The sequence below is a fragment of the Paracoccus zhejiangensis genome, assembly GCF_002847445.1.
Classification (GTDB): domain Bacteria; phylum Pseudomonadota; class Alphaproteobacteria; order Rhodobacterales; family Rhodobacteraceae; genus Paracoccus; species Paracoccus zhejiangensis.
Window position 1 is genome coordinate 1702760 of record NZ_CP025430.1, and the last position, 16296, is coordinate 1719055.

The 16296-nt window shown below is 68.1% G+C and carries 17 protein-coding genes; 6 read left to right on the forward strand and 11 right to left on the reverse strand.

Translation table 11 applies throughout. The annotated features are described in order from the left end of the window. The first annotated feature begins 236 nt into the window (after window positions 1-236). The gene (locus tag CX676_RS08395) at window positions 237-824 is read left to right on the forward strand and encodes a TetR/AcrR family transcriptional regulator (RefSeq protein ID WP_101752207.1); all 588 of its coding nucleotides are present in this window, start codon (window positions 237-239) and stop codon (window positions 822-824) included. Here the strand turns inward: CX676_RS08395 and CX676_RS08400 are convergent, their stop codons facing one another. Beyond that, complete coding sequence (locus CX676_RS08400) at window positions 825-3323, reverse strand: GcvT family protein (protein WP_101752208.1); 2499 nt, start codon at window positions 3321-3323, stop codon at window positions 825-827. It lies immediately after the preceding gene. A gap of 192 nt (window positions 3324-3515) precedes the next feature. On the opposite strand from CX676_RS08400, the gene panC reads away from it, so the two are divergent. Then, window positions 3516-4382, forward strand: coding sequence for a pantoate--beta-alanine ligase (gene panC / locus CX676_RS08405; RefSeq protein WP_101752209.1), 867 nt, complete (start codon window positions 3516-3518; stop codon window positions 4380-4382). Here the strand turns inward: panC and CX676_RS08410 are convergent. Genes CX676_RS08410 through CX676_RS08440 form a run of 7 tightly spaced genes read right to left on the reverse strand, consistent with a single transcriptional unit; the run spans window position 4301 to window position 10156 of the window. Beyond that, a complete protein-coding gene (locus CX676_RS08410) occupies window positions 4301-5572 on the reverse strand; it encodes a BatD family protein (RefSeq protein WP_101752210.1) in 1272 nt (423 codons plus the stop codon). The two genes, panC and CX676_RS08410, sit on opposite strands and share 82 nt — an antisense overlap. Next, a complete protein-coding gene (locus tag CX676_RS08415; protein ID WP_101752211.1) occupies window positions 5566-6192 on the reverse strand; it encodes a tetratricopeptide repeat protein in 627 nt (208 codons plus the stop codon). Before CX676_RS08415 ends, CX676_RS08410 begins: the two co-directional genes overlap by 7 nt. After that, the gene (locus CX676_RS08420) at window positions 6189-7097 is read right to left on the reverse strand and encodes a vWA domain-containing protein (protein ID WP_232816623.1); all 909 of its coding nucleotides are present in this window, start codon (window positions 7095-7097) and stop codon (window positions 6189-6191) included. The genes CX676_RS08415 and CX676_RS08420 overlap by 4 nt, the downstream gene beginning before the upstream one ends. Beyond that, a complete protein-coding gene (locus tag CX676_RS08425; protein WP_101752212.1) occupies window positions 7094-8038 on the reverse strand; it encodes a VWA domain-containing protein in 945 nt (314 codons plus the stop codon). Before CX676_RS08425 ends, CX676_RS08420 begins: the two co-directional genes overlap by 4 nt. Next, complete coding sequence (locus tag CX676_RS08430) at window positions 8035-8367, reverse strand: hypothetical protein (RefSeq protein ID WP_101752213.1); 333 nt, start codon at window positions 8365-8367, stop codon at window positions 8035-8037. The genes CX676_RS08425 and CX676_RS08430 overlap by 4 nt, the downstream gene beginning before the upstream one ends. After that, a complete protein-coding gene (locus tag CX676_RS08435) occupies window positions 8364-9203 on the reverse strand; it encodes a DUF58 domain-containing protein (protein WP_232816624.1) in 840 nt (279 codons plus the stop codon). The genes CX676_RS08430 and CX676_RS08435 overlap by 4 nt, the downstream gene beginning before the upstream one ends. Continuing rightward, the gene (locus CX676_RS08440; protein ID WP_101752214.1) at window positions 9197-10156 is read right to left on the reverse strand and encodes an AAA family ATPase; all 960 of its coding nucleotides are present in this window, start codon (window positions 10154-10156) and stop codon (window positions 9197-9199) included. Before CX676_RS08440 ends, CX676_RS08435 begins: the two co-directional genes overlap by 7 nt. 169 nt (window positions 10157-10325) lie before the next feature. Here CX676_RS08440 and CX676_RS08445 point away from each other — a divergent pair, with 169 nt between their 5' ends. Together CX676_RS08445 and CX676_RS08450 are read left to right on the forward strand one after the other, a co-directional pair. After that, window positions 10326-11786 (forward strand): aldehyde dehydrogenase family protein, encoded by a 1461-nt coding sequence (locus CX676_RS08445; protein WP_101752215.1) that lies wholly within the window; start codon window positions 10326-10328, stop codon window positions 11784-11786. A gap of 17 nt (window positions 11787-11803) precedes the next feature. Beyond that, the gene (locus tag CX676_RS08450; RefSeq protein WP_101752216.1) at window positions 11804-12553 is read left to right on the forward strand and encodes an SDR family oxidoreductase; all 750 of its coding nucleotides are present in this window, start codon (window positions 11804-11806) and stop codon (window positions 12551-12553) included. 3 nt (window positions 12554-12556) lie between these two features. On the opposite strand, the gene CX676_RS08455 is transcribed toward CX676_RS08450, so the two are convergent. From CX676_RS08455 to CX676_RS08465, 3 genes are all read right to left on the reverse strand, one after another. Continuing rightward, on the reverse strand, window positions 12557-13030 hold the full coding sequence (locus tag CX676_RS08455; RefSeq protein ID WP_101752217.1) for an SRPBCC family protein: 474 nt from the start codon (window positions 13028-13030) through the stop codon (window positions 12557-12559). A 106-nt stretch (window positions 13031-13136) separates the two neighbouring features. After that, window positions 13137-13373, reverse strand: coding sequence for an Lrp/AsnC family transcriptional regulator (locus tag CX676_RS08460; protein ID WP_101752218.1), 237 nt, complete (start codon window positions 13371-13373; stop codon window positions 13137-13139). Window positions 13374-13405: 32 nt separating this feature from the next. Continuing rightward, window positions 13406-14782 (reverse strand): MATE family efflux transporter, encoded by a 1377-nt coding sequence (locus CX676_RS08465; RefSeq protein WP_101752219.1) that lies wholly within the window; start codon window positions 14780-14782, stop codon window positions 13406-13408. 116 nt (window positions 14783-14898) lie between these two features. On the opposite strand from CX676_RS08465, the gene CX676_RS08470 reads away from it, so the two are divergent. Together CX676_RS08470 and CX676_RS08475 are read left to right on the forward strand one after the other, a co-directional pair. Further along, on the forward strand, window positions 14899-15870 hold the full coding sequence (locus tag CX676_RS08470) for an aspartate carbamoyltransferase catalytic subunit (protein WP_101752220.1): 972 nt from the start codon (window positions 14899-14901) through the stop codon (window positions 15868-15870). Continuing rightward, window positions 15863-16291 carry a hypothetical protein gene (locus CX676_RS08475; protein WP_101752221.1) on the forward strand — a complete coding sequence of 143 codons (429 nt, stop codon included), beginning with the start codon at window positions 15863-15865 and terminating at the stop codon, window positions 16289-16291. The genes CX676_RS08470 and CX676_RS08475 overlap by 8 nt, the downstream gene beginning before the upstream one ends. The last annotated feature ends 5 nt before the right edge of the window (window positions 16292-16296 follow it).

A 16296-nucleotide genomic window follows, 5' to 3' on the forward strand; every position in this document is an offset into this window, starting at 1 on the left:
TGGCAGGTTCCGGCCTATGCTGGGACAGGACAGGGAACTCGCCCCGGTCTGGTGACTTTTTACCGATGCGAGCGTGAACCAAACCAAACCGAGGCGAGCGGCAAGTTGCCCACAACCCGTACACTGATCGCAGGACCTACTTGCCACAGCAGGCTGCTGACTCGGGAAACGTCAGGGCGCGGTCCTTCTAGCACCGAACTTTACACTGTCAATTGCGCAGACTGCAGGACCCGGTGATGGCTGCGACAAAATCACATCACCACGGCAATCTGCGCGAGGCGCTGGTCGAGGCCAGCATCGCGCTGCTGGCCGAGGGCGGGCCCGGCGCCCTGACGCTGCGCAAGGCGGCGGCGCGGGCGGGCGTGTCCCATGCCGCCCCGGCGCATCATTTCGACGGGTTGCCCGGCCTGCTGGCCGAGATTGCCCTGCGCGGCTTCGAGATGTTCCACGCCCATCTGGACCAGCGTTGCAAGGCCGAGACCTCGGATGACCCCTTCGCGCAGCTGATGGCGGCGAACAGCGCCTATGTCGAGTTCGCGCGCTGCCACCGCGCGCTGTTCCAGCTGATGTTCGTCGAGGTCGAGCATTCCACCCCGCCGCTGCGGCTGGCGGCGATGCGCTGCTATGGCGTGCTGCAGGAAAAATGCCGGCCGCTTTGCGGTGATCGCGATCCGGCGGCCTTCGAAAGCGCGGTCTGGGCGCTGACCCATGGCTATGTCGCGCTTGGCATGGCCGAGCCGAGGCCCAACGCCCCGGCCCAGGTGCCGTCCTACGAGACCCTGCTGCGGATGCTGGTCCGCCCCGAGGGCGAACCAGCGCGCTGATCAGCCGTCCTGGCGGATGCGAGCGTTCGACGGATCGAAGGGGCTGTCCTCGGCCACTTCAGCGTCATAGAGTTCGCGGAACATGCGGACCTTCAGCTTCGTGCCCGGCACGGACAGTTCGGGGCGGACATAGCCCATGCCGATCTGCTTGCCGAATGCCACCGACCAGCCGCCCGAGGTCAGCCGCCCGACACGCTCGCCATCAAGGAACAACCCCTCGCGACCCCAGGGATCTGCATCCGCCGGCCCGTCGATCAGCAGGGTGACGCATTTCGAACGAATGCCCTTGGCCAGCATCTTGGCCTTGCCGTTGAACTCCTTGTCCAGATCGACGAAACGATCCAGCCCCGCCTCCAGCGGCGTGGCATCGCGGCCCAGTTCGGTGCCGAAGGCGCGATAGGATTTTTCCTGACGCAGCCAGTTCTGCGCCCGCGCGCCGACCAGCTTCAGCCCGTGTTTCTCGCCCGCCTTCACCAGCTGGTCCCAGAGATAGCGGCCGAATTCGACCGGGTGGTGCAATTCCCAACCCAGCTCGCCGGTATAGGCCACGCGGATCGCCATGGTGGGGCACATGCCCAGCTCGATATCCTTGGCCGAGAGCCAGGGGAACCGCTTGTTCGACAGCGCCGTGGCCGGGTCGGCATCGCGGATCAGCTCGGCCAGGATCGCGCGGCTGTTCGGCCCCGCCAGCGCGAAGACGCCATATTGGTTGGTCACATCATGGATATGCACCGGCCCGAACTCGCCGCCCATCTCTTCGGCCAGCTTGCGCAGGTTGTCGGAATCGTAATCCGCCCAGGCCCCGGCCGAGACAAGGTAATACTCATTCTCGCCGCGCCGGACGATGGTGTATTCGGTCCGCGTCGTGCCGGCCTCGGTCAGCGCATAGGTCAGGTTGATGCGGCCGGGCTTGGGCAGCTTGTTGGTGGTGAACCAGTCGAGGAACGCCGTCGCGCCGGGACCCGAGACCGAATGCTTGGCAAAGGCCGAGGCGTCAATCAGCCCGGCGGTGTCACGGATCGCCTGCGCCTCGTCGCGCGCATATTGCCACCAGCCACCGCGGCGGAAGCTGCGGGCCTTGTGGTCGAAATCCGCCGGCGCGTCCTTCGGGCCGTAATAGTTCGGACGCTCCCAGCCATTCACCTGCCCCATCTGCGCGCCCGCGGCGATCTGGCGGTCATAGGCGGGGGCGGTGCGCAGCGGCCGGGCGGCCTCACGCTCCTCATCGGGATGGTGCAGGATGAAGACATGGGAATAGCATTCCTCGTTCTTCGTCACCGCGTATTCGGTGGTCATCCACTTGCCATAACGGCGCGGATCAAGGCTGGCCATATCGATCTCGGCCTCGCCCTGGGTCATCATCTGCGTCAGGTAATGACCCACCCCACCCGCTGCGGTGATGCCAAAGCTGAAACCCTCTGCCAGCCACATGTTGCGCAGGCCCGGCGCCGGGCCGACCAGCGGGTTGCCGTCGGGGGTATAGCAGATCGGGCCGTTGAAATCGTCCTTCAGGCCCACGGTTTCCGACGAGGGCAGCCGGTGGATCATCGACATGTACTCTTCCTCGATCCGCTCGAGGTCCAGCGGGAACAGGTCGGCGCGGAAAGTCTCGGGCACATCATAGGGGAAGCGCGCCGGTGCGCCCTCCTCGTAGGGGCCAAGTATCCAGCCACCGCGTTCCTCGCGCACATACCATTTCGCATCGGCATCGCGCAGCACCGGATGTTCCGGGTTGCCCGCCGCGCGCCAGGCGGCCAGTGCCGGGTCGGGCTCGGTGACGATATACTGGTGCTCGACCGGGATGGCCGGGATCTTGATGCCCAGAAGGCGCGCGGTGCGCTGCGCGTGGTTGCCGGTCGCGGTCACCACATGCTCGGCCCGGATCTCGAAGACCTCGCCCGAGGGCACCAGCCGGCCGCCCTTCTCGACCATGCGCTCGCAGGTCACGACCCAGTCATCGCCGCTCCAGCGATAGCCGTTGACCTGCACCTTGCGCTCGATCGCCGCCCCCGCCATGCGCGCGCCCTTGGCCAGCGCCTGGGTCACGTCGGCGGGGTTGATATAGCCGTCGGTCGGGTGGAACAGCGCCCCCTTCAGATCGTCGGTGCGCAGCAGCGGCCAGCGGTCCTTCATCTGTGCGGGCGTCAGGAATTCATGTTCCACCCCGACCGTCTCGGCGGTGGCGGAATAGAGCATGTATTCATCCATCCGCGCATCGGTCTGCGCCATGCGCAGGTTGCCGCAGCGGGTGAAGCCGGCATTCAGACCGGTCTCGGCCTCGAGGCTGGCATAGAGCTTGACCGAATAGTCGTGGATATGGCTGGTGGCGTAACCCATGTTGAACAAGGGCAGCAGGCCCGCCGCGTGCCAGGTGGAGCCCGCCGTCAGCTCGTCGCGCTCGACCAGCAGCGTGTCCCAGCCGGCCTTGGCCAGATGATAGGCGATGCCACATCCGACGGCGCCGCCACCGACCACCAGAACCTTAACCTGCGTCTTCATTGCGCGAATCCCCTGCTCAGATCTTGCAAACCGTAGTGCCAGACAAGGCCGCAGGCGCATAGCATGGCCCGACATATCCCGGCGCGAAAACGACATACCCTCCGTCACCCGCACCTATGCTGCGATGCAGCACTTGCGCGAATCCGTTAATTTCCCTTATCTTTCCCGGAATTGCGCGGGGGAGGTGCAGCCATGGAAATCTGTCGCGACACGGGCTCGATGATCGCGCTCTCTGATCGCTGGCGGGCCGAGGGCAAGCCCATCGTGCTGGTCGCCACCATGGGCGCGCTGCACGAGGGACATCTGACGCTGGTCAGCCGTGCGCGGGACTGGCTCAGCGAACGCGGCGGCGGGCGGGTCGTCACCTCGATCTTCGTCAATCCGACGCAATTCGGCGAGGCCGAGGACCTGGCCAAATATCCCCGCACCGAGGAGGCCGATACCGCGCTGCTCTCTGGCGCCGGGGTGGATGCGATCTTCCTGCCGGGTGTTGCCGATATCTATCTGCCCGGCGCGCAGACCATCGTTGACGTGACCGGCCTCTCGCGCGTGCTGATGGGCAAGCTGCGCCCCGGTCATTTTCGCGGCGTGGCGACGGTGGTGACCAAGCTGTTCAACATCACCGGCTGCGATGCGGCAACCTTTGGCGAGAAGGATTACCAGCAGCTGACGCTGGTGCGGCAGATGGTGCGCGACCTGAACACGCGGGTCGAGATCATCGCGGTGCCGACCGTGCGCGAGGCCGACGGGCTCGCCATGTCCTCGCGCAACCAGCGCCTCACCCCCGAGGATCGCGCGGCGGCCCCGGTGCTCAGCCGCTCGCTCGACCGCGCGCAAGAGGTCGCGGCCAGCGGCGGCACCATCGCCGCCATCCGGCGCGAGGTGGTGGCGGTGCTGGCGGGCGAGCCGCGCGGTGAGGTGCAGACCATCGACATCTGCCGGGCCAGCGATCTGTCTGGCATCAGCGGCCAGCCGAATCAGCCGGTCGTCGTCCTGCTGGCCGTGCGCTTTGGCGGCGTGCTGCTGATCGACCAGAGGGTCTGCGCTCCCTCGGCCTGATCCGGCGGGCGTTTGCGCCCCTGCCGGATGACCGCGCGCACCGTCTCTGCGGCATCGAAGTTCCGGTCGGGATCGGTGGAATAGATCTGCCGCTCCAGCGCCCGGATCACCGGCGCCTGTTGCGGATCATGCCCGCGCAGCCGCAGATGCGCCCCCGCCGCGTGCAGCAACTCCATCAGCCGCCCCTCGCCCGCCGCCTTGCGCATCTCCCCGACATGCGGACTCGGGCGCCAGCGCAGGACCGCGCGCCGCATCGCCGCCGGTGGGCGAAAGCCGCGCCCCCAGAACAGCAGCACCAGCCCTGCAGCCCCGCCCAGCAGCAGCATCGCCGTGGCGGTCAGCGCCAGCCGCATCCGGGCCTGACCTGCATCGGCAATATTGGCGGCAAAGCTGGCGAAGCCGAAGGGAATGGGCTTCATCGCCGCCACCTCGATCTGCCGGGTTTCCGTATCGAGCCAGGGGAACGCGAAGGCCTTCAGCACCGCCGGCTCACCGGTGATCGGCTGCATTGTCCATTCCCAGACCACAGTGGAAACCGGCCCCTCTGGCGTTGGCTGGGTGCTGCGCTGTTCGGGCTGGGTAAAGCTTTTCAACCAGCGCTCGCGCAGGTCGGGGCGCGGCGGCAATTGATGGGACAGCGCGCCCTCGGCCCGGATGGTGACCCGGCGGATCAGCAATTCACCGTCCTGCAGCTTGGCCGGATCGGTGGACAGCTCGTCCGTCAGGGTCAGGCGATGGGCCGAAAGCGGCGGCGCATCCGCCGGGAAGGGTTTCACCTCGATGGTGATGGCGGGCGAAGTCACCTGGATCTTGCGCTGCCGTCCATCCTCCCCGGTGATGGTCAGGTCATGAGTCAGCGGCCCGATGGTCAAAGGCCCGGCCTCGCGTGGAAAGACCGCCAGCTTGCGCTCGAAAATCTGCCACATCCGGCCCTTGATCCGCTCGCGGTACCATTTGTCAGTATCCAGCTGCATCCAGTCATAGCCGGGGCTGTCTGGAAAGATCAGTTCCGACAGGTTCACCGTCGCATCATATTCGGCCCTCAGCGTCAGCGGGATCATCTCGCCCGCGACCGGGTTGCCATGCGGATGCAGGATGGCCAGCCGCATCTCCTGCGCCGGGGCGGGGCGTAGGGACCAGATGAGCAGCACCAGCACAGCGATCAGCGGGGCAACGAACCATTTCACCATGGCTGACCCTCGCGCGGGCGGATCAGACCAAGCGTCTCGCGCCGCCGGTATTCGGCCTGCAGCCGCAGCGCCAGAAACTCGCCCGGGTCGTCCGAAATGGTCGCCAGCCAGTCCTCGCTGGCCGCAACGCCGCGCGCCTGCATCATCCGCCGCCAGTCAGGGTTGCTGCGCCCGATCGGATTGGCGAGGCCGGGCAGCGGCGGCGTGCCATCGCCCTGTTTCCCGCCTGCCCCCAACAGCCGCCCCGGTGCAACGCTGTCGCCCTGTTCCGGCGGATACATCGCCGCGACCAGATCGCGGTTCCGCCGCGCCTCGGCATCGGCGGGGTTCGAGAACAGCACCGCATCGAAATAGGCGACCGACAGCGGGTAATCGCCGGTGGCGGCCAGTGACAGACCGCGATTATAGGTCTCGGACCGCCCGGCGCGGGCAAAGGCGTCATCCGCCGCCTGCCAGTCGCCAAGCCGATAGAGCGCCATGCCCTCGGCCGCCGGATCGCTGAGAAAGGGCATGGCCAGCCGCTCGGCCCCGGCGCGCAGCGCCAGCCGACCCCAGGCATCGGGACCGGCGAGGGCAAGGCAGGCAAGGCCCGCGGCGGCGATGAGCCAGAGCCGGTTCATTTCGCCCTCCGAAGCAGCGACAGCAGCGGCAGCAGGGCCAGCGCGGCAAGGAAAGGCCCGAGATCGCGGTATTGCGTGGCGGCCAGCGCCGGATCGCGGGCGCTGAGGCCGGGGCGGGTCAGCAGCCGCTCGACCGCCGCCGGATCGGCGGCGCTGCCCGAAGCCCCGCCGCCAAGCCGGGCCAGTTCGGCCAGCGCCTCGGGCGCGGGCTGCGGCGCATCGGGGGCTACCCGGTCCAGCGCCAGCGTCGACAGGCGGATACCACGCTCGGCCAGACGGTCGGCGGCGCCGCGCGTGGTGGCATCGATGCCGCCGCCATCCGAGATCAGCACCAGATCGGCCCGCTTCATCCCCGCCAGCATCTCGCCCCCAAGGCCCAGTGCCGCCGAGGGACGGCTGCCATCCCCCGGCATCAGCCCCGGCGCCATGGCGGCGATCTGGGTTTCCAGCACCCGCCCGTCCATGGTGGGCGCCGAGACGGCAAAGGCCTCGCCGTCATAGAGGATCAGCCCGACCGGCCGCCCGGCCAGCGCCTGCACCAGCCCGGCGGTGGCGATCTGGGCCTCGGCCAGAGCCGGCCCCTCGGCCACCGAGGGCGACAGGTCCACCGCAAGGATCACCGCATCGACCTGCGCCAGCACCGGCGCATCGCCGCGCGGCAAGGCCGGTCCCGCCAGCCCCATCATCAGCGCCGCCCCGCCCATCAGCGGCAGGAAGCGCCGCCAGCCGCTGCCGCCGATGGTCAGATGGCCGAGCTGCCGCATCCCCTCCAGCATCGCCGGCGGCATCACCGCCTGCCAGCCCCCGGCATCGGGCCGCCGCTGCCATTGCCACAACGCCAGCGCGATCAGCGGCAGGATCAGCAGCAGCCATCCCGGGCGCAGCAGGATCAGCGGCCCGCTCATCGCGGCCTCCTGAGGCCAAGGACCAGCAGGCACAAAGCGGCAAGACCGGCGGGCCAGACCCAGAGGCTGCGCCAGAAGCGCAAGGGCGGACGTTCGGATTGCCCCGGTTCCAGCCGGTCCAGCGTGCGGGCCATGGCGAGAAGATCGGCCATGTCGCGAACCCGGAAGCTGGCCCCGCCGCTGGCCTCGGCCACCTCGCGCAGGGTCTTGGCATCGACCGCATCGCGTGACTGCGGCTGGCTTTCCAGATCGTCCGGCCCCAGCGCGATGGTGTGGACCCGGATGCCCTTTCCCGCCGCCAGCCGCGCCACCGAGACCGCCGGCACCTCGCCCGAGGTGTTCACCCCGTCGGACAGCAGCACCACCACTCGGCTTGGCGCCTCGCTGTCCGCCAGCCGCTTCAGCGCCAGCCCCAGCCCGTCGGAAATCGCCGTCGAGCGGCCCGAGATGCCGATCTGCGCCTCGTCGATGGCCCGAGACACCGTACCAACGTCAAAGGTCAGGGGCGCGGCGAAATAGGCGCGGTCGCCAAAGATCACCAGCCCGATCCGGTCGCCCTTCCGCGCCTCGACAAAGGCGCTGGCGGTGCGCTTCACCGCCTCGAGCCGCGAGATCGGCTGGCCGTCCAGCCGGAAATCCTCTTTCACCATGCTGCCCGACAGATCCAGCGCCAGCACGATCTCGCGCCCCGAGGCCGGCAGCATGTCCGAAACCTCGCTGATCCGTGGCCCTGCCAGCGCGATCACCAGCGCCACCCAGGCGAGCGCCGCGATCAGCAGCCCGGCGCGGTCGGCCTGCCGCCCCTGCCCCGGCTCGGCTCCGGCAAAGACCGGCGCCGGCACGTGCAAGGCCGGGCGCGGGCGTTCCGGTGCGGGCCAGAGCCAGCGCAGGATCAGCGGCAACGGCAGCAGGATCAGGACGAAGGGCGCGGCAAGGTTCATCGGTGAAACCGCCTGCGGCTGGCGCGCTCGATCTCGTCGGCATTTGGCGGGGTCGCACGATAGGCGGCTTCGCGCAGATCAGGCGGCAGGCGGCCGGTGATCCGGGCGATGGCCAGCAGACGCTCGCCCGCCGGCAGGTCGCGGGTGGCGCGAAGGCGCTGGCGGATCGAGGCGCGGCGGGTCAGCAGCGGGCCGAGGACCAGCGCGATCAGCGCCGCTGCCAGCAGGCCAAGCCCGAGCAGCGCCAGCATCTCGCGCCCCTCAAGCACCCGCATGGCGGCGGGCAGGCGGATCGGGGCCAGCGCCTCCAGCAAGTCCTCGCGGGTCATGGCAGCACCTGCTCGACCGTCGCGCCAAGCGCGCGCAGTCGCGCGAGATCGCCCGCAAGGTCCAGCGCCCTGAGCCGCCCCAGCCGGAAACCCGCGCCATCGGTCACGGCCAGCGCCTTTGCGGGCGGGGCGGATTCGGCCGGATCGACGATCAGCGAGATTGTGAGCCGCCGCCCCCGCGCCAACCGTGCCAGCGCCGGGGCATCAGCCTCGGTGATCGCCTGCGCCTCGGTCGCCAGATGCAGCCGGCTGCCCGGCGGCACCATGCGCGCGGCCCGCCCCGCCAGCGCCGCCAGCCCGAGACCCGCCGGCTCGGGCCGGGTCAGCGCCAGATCATGTTCGCCCTGAAACATCCGCGCAATCGCCGCCATCTGCCGGTCGCCCTGCCCCGCAGCGATCGCGCCGATCCCGGCCTCGGTCAACGCCAGCGCGCCGACATTGCCGCCGCGCATCACGGCCTGCCAGCCAAGCCGAGCAAGCGCCAGTCCGGCCCGGACCGAGCGCAGTGCCGTTCCCGTGCCCCACAGCATCGGCGCGCGGAAATCAGCGATCAGCAGGGTGGTGTCGTCCCGATCCTCGTGAAAGCTGCGGATATGGGGAATGCCGGTGCGGGCGGTGGCCGAGGGATCGATGCGGCGGGGATCGTCGCCCTCGACATAGGCCCTGAGTTCGCGCAGATCCATGCCCGCGCCCGGTGGCCGGGCCGGCAGCGCGCCGGGGCGGCGGGTGGCCGGGCGGTGGCGGGCGGTCGATTGCGCTTCGCTGCGCAAGGCCAGCATCTCGGCGGCCAGCAGGCGCAGGCCGGGCCGGTCCAGCGCCGAAGGCAGGGCTACCACGGCTTGATCCCGGCCTGTGCCGCGGCGATCAGGTCGCGGCCGCTGCGGCCCTCGCTCGCGGCGGCCCAGCTGGGCACCAGACGGTGCGACATCGCGTCGCCAGCGAGCTCCTCGGCATCCTCGGGCAGCCCGTGATCGCGGCCATTCAGCCAGGCCCGCGCCCGCACGGCGGCGGCCAGCGCCAGCGTGCCGCGCGGCGAAACCGCATGTTCCACATCAGCGGCCACCGCGCCCCCAGCCCGCGTCGCCATGACCAGCCGGATGATGTAGTCCTTCAGCAACGGCGCCAGATGCACCCGCGCCACCTCGGCCCGCGCGGCCCGGATCTGCGCAGCCGTCAGGGGCGCCCCGGCCAGCACCGGCGGGGCCATCGCCTCGGCCTCGACAAGATCGAGGATCTGCCGCTCGATCTCGGCATCCGGCAGGTCCAGCGACAGGTGCAAGAGGAAGCGGTCCAGCTGCGCCTCGGGCAGCGGGAAGGTGCCCTCGTGTTCAATCGGGTTCTGCGTCGCCACCACCATGAAGGGATCGGGCAAGGGCCGGGTCACGCCCCCCACGGTCACCTGCCGCTCGGCCATGGCCTCGAGCAGCGCCGATTGCACCTTGGGCGGCGCGCGGTTGATCTCATCGACCAGCACGAGGCTGTGAAAGACCGGGCCGGGGACGAAATCGAAGGCTCCGGTCTCGGGGCGAAACACCTGCGTACCGGTCAGGTCCGAGGGCAGCAGGTCGGGCGTGCACTGGATGCGGGCGTGATCGCCCGGCAGATGCGCCGCCAGCAGCGTGACGGCGCGGGTCTTGGCCACGCCGGGCGGCCCCTCGATCAATACATGGCCACCGGCCAGCAGCGCGATCAGCAGGCGCTCGACCATCCGCGCATGGCCGATCAGCCCCGCCCCCACCTGCTCGCGCAGGCTGGCGACGGCATCCCATTCGGTGCGGGCATCCTCCATTCGGCTCCTCCTGCCGTTTTCCCCACCTTAGGGAGGATTTCGCGGCGGGCCAGCCGTCAGGCGGGGAAGGTCCACCCTTAGGACTAGGCGAAAGCCGGCCGGGCGGATTGCAATTCCCCGCAGAACGTCGAACCATGGTCCCGCCGCTGCCGAGGAGAAGGAGCCCGCGATGAACAGGAAGCCCGACAATCTGACCCTGCCGCAGCCGCTGAACCTGATCGGCAATGTGTGGGTTCCCGCCGGCTCGGGGCGGTCGATGCCGGTGCTGTCACCGATCGATGGCGCGCCCTTCACCGAGATCGCCGACAGCGATGCCAGCGATGTCGATGCCGCCGTTTCCGCCGCCCGCGCCGCCTTCGATGGTGGCGACTGGTCGCGCCTGACGGCGACGGAACGCGGGCGGCTGTTGATGACCTATGCCCGGCTGATCGCCGACAACATCGAGGCGCTGGCACAGCTGGAAACCCGCGACAATGGCAAGCCGATCAAGCAGGCGCGCGCCGACATGGTCGCCACCGCGCGCTATTTCGAATTCTATGGCGGGGCCGCCGACAAGGTGCATGGCGAGATCATCCCCTTTCTCAATGGCTATGACGTGGCCGTGCACCGCGAACCTTATGGCGTCGTCGGCGCGATCATCCCGTGGAATTACCCGGCGCAGATCTATGGCCGGGTGGTCGCCGCCGCGCTGGCCATGGGAAATACCATGGTGCTGAAACCGGCCGAGGATGCTTGTCTGTCGGTGCTGCGGCTTGGCGAGTTGGCGGTCGAGGCAGGCTTTCCGCCTGGCGCGCTGAACATCGTCACCGGCCGGGGCGAGGTCGCGGGCAAGGCCCTGTCGGAACATCGCGGGCTGGATTTCCTGACCTTCACCGGCTCGCCCGAGGTTGGCGTGATGATCCAGATCGCGGCGGCGCGGAATTTCATCCCCTGCACGCTGGAACTGGGCGGCAAGTCGCCGCAGATCGTCTTCGACGATGCCGATCTGGACGCTGCCCTGCCCTACCTGGTCAATGCCATCGTCCAGAACGGCGGTCAGACCTGCTCGGCGGGCAGCCGGGTTCTGGTCCAGCGCGGCATTCTGGACAAGCTGTCGGGGCTGCTTGCAAAACGATTTGCCGAGATCGAGGCCTCGGCCTCGGGCGAAGAAGCGTTGCTCGGCCCACTGATCTCTGCCCGGCAGAAAAAGCGAGTGGAAACCTATATCTCCGAGGCGGGCGCGCCGCTGATCGCGCAAGGCCGCATCCGCGCCGATGCGCCACCGGGCGGCTTCTATGTCGCGCCGGCGGTCTTTGGCCCGGTCGATCCGGCGTCGCGGCTGGCGCAGGAAGAGGTCTTTGGTCCGGTCCTCGCCGTCATCCCCTTCGACGACGAGGCCGAGGCGATCCGCATTGCCAATGGCACCGAATACGGGCTGGTCGCCGCCGTCTGGACCCGCGATGGCGGGCGGCAGCAGCGGGTGGCCAAGGCGATGCGCTGTGGGCAGGTCTATATCAACGGGTTCGGCGCGGGCGGGGGCGTTGAACTGCCCTTCGGCGGGGTGCGCAAATCCGGGCATGGCCGGGAGAAGGGTTTTGCGGCGCTGTATGAATTTTCGCAGATCAAGACCATCGTGAACAATCACGGGTAAGAAAGGCAGGCAGGGATATGAGATTGCAGGGAAAAACGGCACTGGTGACCGGCGCGGCTTCGGGCTTTGGCAAGGGCATCGCAGAAACATTCGCGCGGGAAGGCGCGAAGGTGGCGGTGGTCGATCTGAACGAGGCGGGGGCGCAGGCCGTGGCGGCGGAACTGGGCGGTGACGCCATCGCCATCGCCTGCGACGTGTCCAAGGGCGATCAGGTCGAGGCTGCCGTGCAGGCCGCCCGCGCCGCCTTTGGCCGGCTGGACATCGTGGTCAACAATGCCGGCTGGACCAATCCGAACCGTCCGCTGATGGAGACGGACGAAGCAACCTATCGCAAGATCCTCGACATCAACGTCATGTCGATCTTTCACATGACCAAAAGCTGCGTGCCGGTCTGGCGCGATCAGGGCGGCGGGGTGATGATCAATGTCGGCTCGACCGCCGGCATCCGCCCGCGACCGGGACTGACATGGTACAATTCCTCGAAGGGTGCGGTGAACCTGATGAGCCGCTCGCTGGCGGTGGAACTGGCGCCCGACAAGATCCGGGTGAACTGCATCGCCCCGGTGATGGGCGCGACCGGGTTGCTGGAGCAGTTCATGGGCGTGCCCGACACGCCCGAGAACCGCGAACGCTTCATCGCCACCATCCCGATGGGCCGGTTGTCCCAGCCCCGCGACATCGCCAATGCGGCGCTTTACCTGGCCTCGGACGAGGCGGATTTCATCACCGGCGTGGTGCTGGAGGTGGATGGCGGCCGGACGATCTGAAGCCTACTTCTCGACCAGCTCTGCCAGCTGGTCGAGACATTGCCCCCAGCCCTCGGCAAAGCCCATCTCCTCGTGCCGCTTGCGGTCGTCCTCGTCCTTGTGCAGCACCCGAGCGGAATAGCGGGTGCCCTCTCCGTCCGCCTCCATCAGGATGATCGCGGTCATGAAGCCGCCGCCGGTCGGGCGGAAATCGGGGCCGAGCGCATCGGTGAAGACCAGCTTGTGATTAGGCTCGGCCAATAGCACGCAACCGGGATTATCCATCTCGGTGCCATCGGGCAGGCGCATGGTGATATTGCTGGCGCCGCCGGGGCGCGGGTCGATCTCGGCCCGTGTCACCTCGACCGGCTTCGGCGCGAACCATTGCTTCAACAGGTCGGGCGTGGTCCAGGCCCGCCAGATCTTCTCGGGCGAAGCATTGATCTGGCGCGAGATCATCAGATCCCGTCCGTCGACGGTCACGTTGTTTTTCGGCATGGCGGCTCTCCTCTGCGCCGGATGCTGCCAGAGGGGGTTGTCCTGCGTCAAGGCAGGGCGGGGGTTTCAACCAGCCCGGGCCCGATACGCGGGCCGCAGGCCCGCCTCAGAATGCTTTAAAAGTCATCGTCGTCAGGGTCCGGCTGATGCCCTCGATATCGAACAGGCGTTCGGCCAGGTAGCGGCCGACATCCTCCTCCTCGGGGATATAGACCTTGGCCATCAGGTCATATTCGCCGCTGGTCGAGTAAAGCTCGCTGACGACCTCGCGGTCATAGATGGCATCGGCGACCTCGTAGGTCTTGCCGGGGGTGCAGCGGAACTGGACGAAGACGGGGCGCATCGGAAACCTCGGACTGGGGTGATGGCGGCAGGTTAGCCCGCCGCCGCCGCCCGGGTCCAGCCCCCGCGCCGCAGTCCGTGATAGAAGCGCCAGTAGAGCAGCACCGCCGAGACCGAGAGCCCCGCCAGAAGCCCGGCCCAGAGGCCCGGCGCGCCCATGCCGAGGGTGAAGGCGCAGACATAGCTGGTGGTCATCCCCACCGCCCAATAGCCGACGATGGCGAGATAGAGCGGGATCTGCGTGTCCTGCACGCCCCTGAGCAAGCCCTGCAGGATCACCTGCATCGCATCGGCGATCTGGAACATCGCCGCCCAGATCATCAGCCCCACCGCGACCACCAGGATCGCCCCACTGCTCGGGTCGGTCTGGTCGAGGTAAAGCTGCACCAGCGGCGCGGGCCAGAGGATGAAGATCACGATCACCACCGCCGCGAAACCCAGCGACATGAGGATCACCGCTGCCGCCACGTCGCGCAAGCCAGCGAAGTCGCGGCGCCCGAAAGCCTCGCCGGCGCGGATGGTTGCGGCATTGGACAGGCCCAGATGCACCATGAAGGCGATCGAGGTGATCTGCAGTGCGATGCCATGGGCGGCCAGTTCGGTGGTGCCGATCCAGCCCATCATCACGTTGCTGCCGGCAAACAGCGCCACCTCGGCCACGATCGCCAGACCAATCGGCAGGCCAAGGCGGAAGACGCTGAAGAAGAATGGCCAGTCGGGACGCCAGAATCGCTGCATCAGCCGATAGCGCCGCGCCTCGGGCAGCCACAGCGCATAGGCCAAGAGGCCGACCAATTGCAGCCCGTTCACGATCAGGCTGGCAATGGCCGAGCCGGCCACGCCCAGTTCCGGAAAGCCCCAGTTGCCGAAGATCAGCAGCCAGTTCAGCAACACGTTCAGCGGCAGCCCCGCCAGCGTGATCCACATCACCGCATTGGGCCGGCCAAGCGCCGAGAGATAGGAATTGATGACCATCCCGCCCAGCACCAGCGGCATGGCCGGCATCATGATGCGCAGATAATCCTGCGCCAGCGCGGCGATCTGCGGCTGTTGCCCCAGAAAGGTCAGGATCGGCCCCGACCACCACATCAGCGGCGCCATCAGCAAGCCGTGCAGCATCGATAGCCAGATCGCCATGCGGGTCACGCGCCGCACCTCGACATCATCGCCGCGCGCGCGGGCCCCGGCGATCAGCCCCGATCCGCCGATGGAATAGCCACCGCCCAGAAGGAACAGCAGCATGTAAAGCGAGCTGGCCAGGACCAGCGCCGCCAGCGCCTCGACCCCGTACCAGCCGACCATGACCGTATCGGCCACGCCGATGGCCATGCGCGCGACATGGCTGCCGATCATCGGCAGGCCAAGCGCCAGCGTGGCGGTCAGTTCGGGGCGAAGGCGGGCGATATCCATCCCTCGCCCATATCTGCACAATCTGCAGGCAGCAAGCGGCATGACATCCTTGGGCAAGTGCTTGCCGCATCCGCCGCCATCTGCGATAGACAGCCCCGACGACACCGGAGCCCGACATGACCTTTCGCGCCCGCCATCTGCTTGGCATCGATCACCTTGCCCCGCAGGAGATCACCACCCTTCTCGATCTGGCCGAAACCTATGTCGAGCTGAACCAGCGCACGGTGAAACATGCCGATGCGCTGGCCGGGATGACCCAGATCAACCTGTTCTTCGAGAACTCGACCCGCACGCAATCGAGCTTCGAACTGGCCGGCAAGCGGCTGGGGGCCGACGTGATGAACATGTCGGTCGCCCATTCCAGCGTGAAGAAGGGCGAGACGCTGATCGACACGGCGCTGACCCTGAACGCCATGCATCCGGACCTGCTGATCGTGCGGCACCCTAATTCCGGCGCTGTGAACCTGCTGGCGGAAAAGGTGAACTGCGCCGTCATTAATGCGGGCGATGGCCGGCACGAACATCCGACGCAGGCGCTGCTGGATGCGCTGACCATCCGCCGCGCCAAGGGCCGCATCCAGCGCCTGACCGTGGCCATCTGCGGCGATATCGCGCATAGCCGGGTGGCGCGCTCGAACCTGATCCTTCTGGGCAAGATGGAGAACCGCCTGCGCCTGATCGGGCCGCGCACGCTGATGCCGGCGGGCGTCGCCGATCTCGGCTGCGAGGTCTACGAGGACATGCGCGAGGGGCTGAAAGGCGCCGATGTGGTGATGATGCTGCGGCTTCAGAAAGAGCGCATGGATGGCGGCTTCATCCCGTCCGAGCGCGAGTATTTCCACCGCTGGGGGCTCGATGCCGAGAAGCTGGCGCTGGCCAAGCCTGACGCCATCGTCATGCATCCCGGCCCGATGAATCGCGGGGTCGAGATCGACGGCACCATCGCCGATGACATCAACCGTTCTGTCATCCAGGATCAGGTCGAGATGGGCGTGGCCGTGCGCATGGCGGCGATGGACCTTCTGGCGCGGAACCTGCGCACCGAACGCGGCCGCGTTCTGGCCGGACCGGGGCTGTGGGATGGCTGATCTGCAACCGGGCGAGAAGGTCGTGCAGGTCTGGCGCAGCAGCGATACCGCCATCCTGCGCAGCGTCGGCATTGCCACTGCGCTGGTGACCGCGCTGCTGCTGTTCATCGCGCGCGACGCCGAGGGTGGCTTTGACACGCGGCGCTTCCTGATCTCGATCGCGATCTTTGCCGCGATCATGCTGGCCTCGGGCTTCCTTCTGGACCGCAACCGCGAATGGGTGATGACCGACCGCCGGGTGATCGCCCCCAATGGCCGCAGCCTCGACCTCGGCCCGGACCTCAAGGTCCGCCCGCTGATCTTCGCCCTGCGCCTGCGCCAGCAGGGCCGGCTGTCGCTGACCGTGCGCGGCGTGCCGGATATCGGCGGAATGGCGGCAACGATCCGGCAGGCGGCGCTGACACCGAGGCGCCCGGGATGAGTGAG

Coding starts and splice junctions, on each gene's coding strand:
- CX676_RS08425 (WP_101752212.1), bottom strand. CDS start 8,038: ATGAACCTTGCCGCGCCCTTCGTCCTGATCCTGCTGCCGTTGCCGCTG.
- CX676_RS08470 (WP_101752220.1), top strand. CDS start 14,899: ATGACCTTTCGCGCCCGCCATCTGCTTGGCATCGATCACCTTGCCCCG.
- CX676_RS08475 (WP_101752221.1), top strand. CDS start 15,863: ATGGCTGATCTGCAACCGGGCGAGAAGGTCGTGCAGGTCTGGCGCAGC.
- CX676_RS08440 (WP_101752214.1), bottom strand. CDS start 10,156: ATGGAGGATGCCCGCACCGAATGGGATGCCGTCGCCAGCCTGCGCGAG.
- CX676_RS08445 (WP_101752215.1), top strand. CDS start 10,326: ATGAACAGGAAGCCCGACAATCTGACCCTGCCGCAGCCGCTGAACCTG.
- CX676_RS08450 (WP_101752216.1), top strand. CDS start 11,804: ATGAGATTGCAGGGAAAAACGGCACTGGTGACCGGCGCGGCTTCGGGC.
- CX676_RS08395 (WP_101752207.1), top strand. CDS start 237: ATGGCTGCGACAAAATCACATCACCACGGCAATCTGCGCGAGGCGCTG.
- panC (WP_101752209.1), top strand. CDS start 3,516: ATGGAAATCTGTCGCGACACGGGCTCGATGATCGCGCTCTCTGATCGC.
- CX676_RS08460 (WP_101752218.1), bottom strand. CDS start 13,373: ATGCGCCCCGTCTTCGTCCAGTTCCGCTGCACCCCCGGCAAGACCTAC.
- CX676_RS08410 (WP_101752210.1), bottom strand. CDS start 5,572: ATGGTGAAATGGTTCGTTGCCCCGCTGATCGCTGTGCTGGTGCTGCTC.
- CX676_RS08400 (WP_101752208.1), bottom strand. CDS start 3,323: ATGAAGACGCAGGTTAAGGTTCTGGTGGTCGGTGGCGGCGCCGTCGGA.
- CX676_RS08415 (WP_101752211.1), bottom strand. CDS start 6,192: ATGAACCGGCTCTGGCTCATCGCCGCCGCGGGCCTTGCCTGCCTTGCC.
- CX676_RS08465 (WP_101752219.1), bottom strand. CDS start 14,782: ATGGATATCGCCCGCCTTCGCCCCGAACTGACCGCCACGCTGGCGCTT.
- CX676_RS08430 (WP_101752213.1), bottom strand. CDS start 8,367: ATGACCCGCGAGGACTTGCTGGAGGCGCTGGCCCCGATCCGCCTGCCC.
- CX676_RS08455 (WP_101752217.1), bottom strand. CDS start 13,030: ATGCCGAAAAACAACGTGACCGTCGACGGACGGGATCTGATGATCTCG.
- CX676_RS08420 (WP_232816623.1), bottom strand. CDS start 7,097: ATGAGCGGGCCGCTGATCCTGCTGCGCCCGGGATGGCTGCTGCTGATC.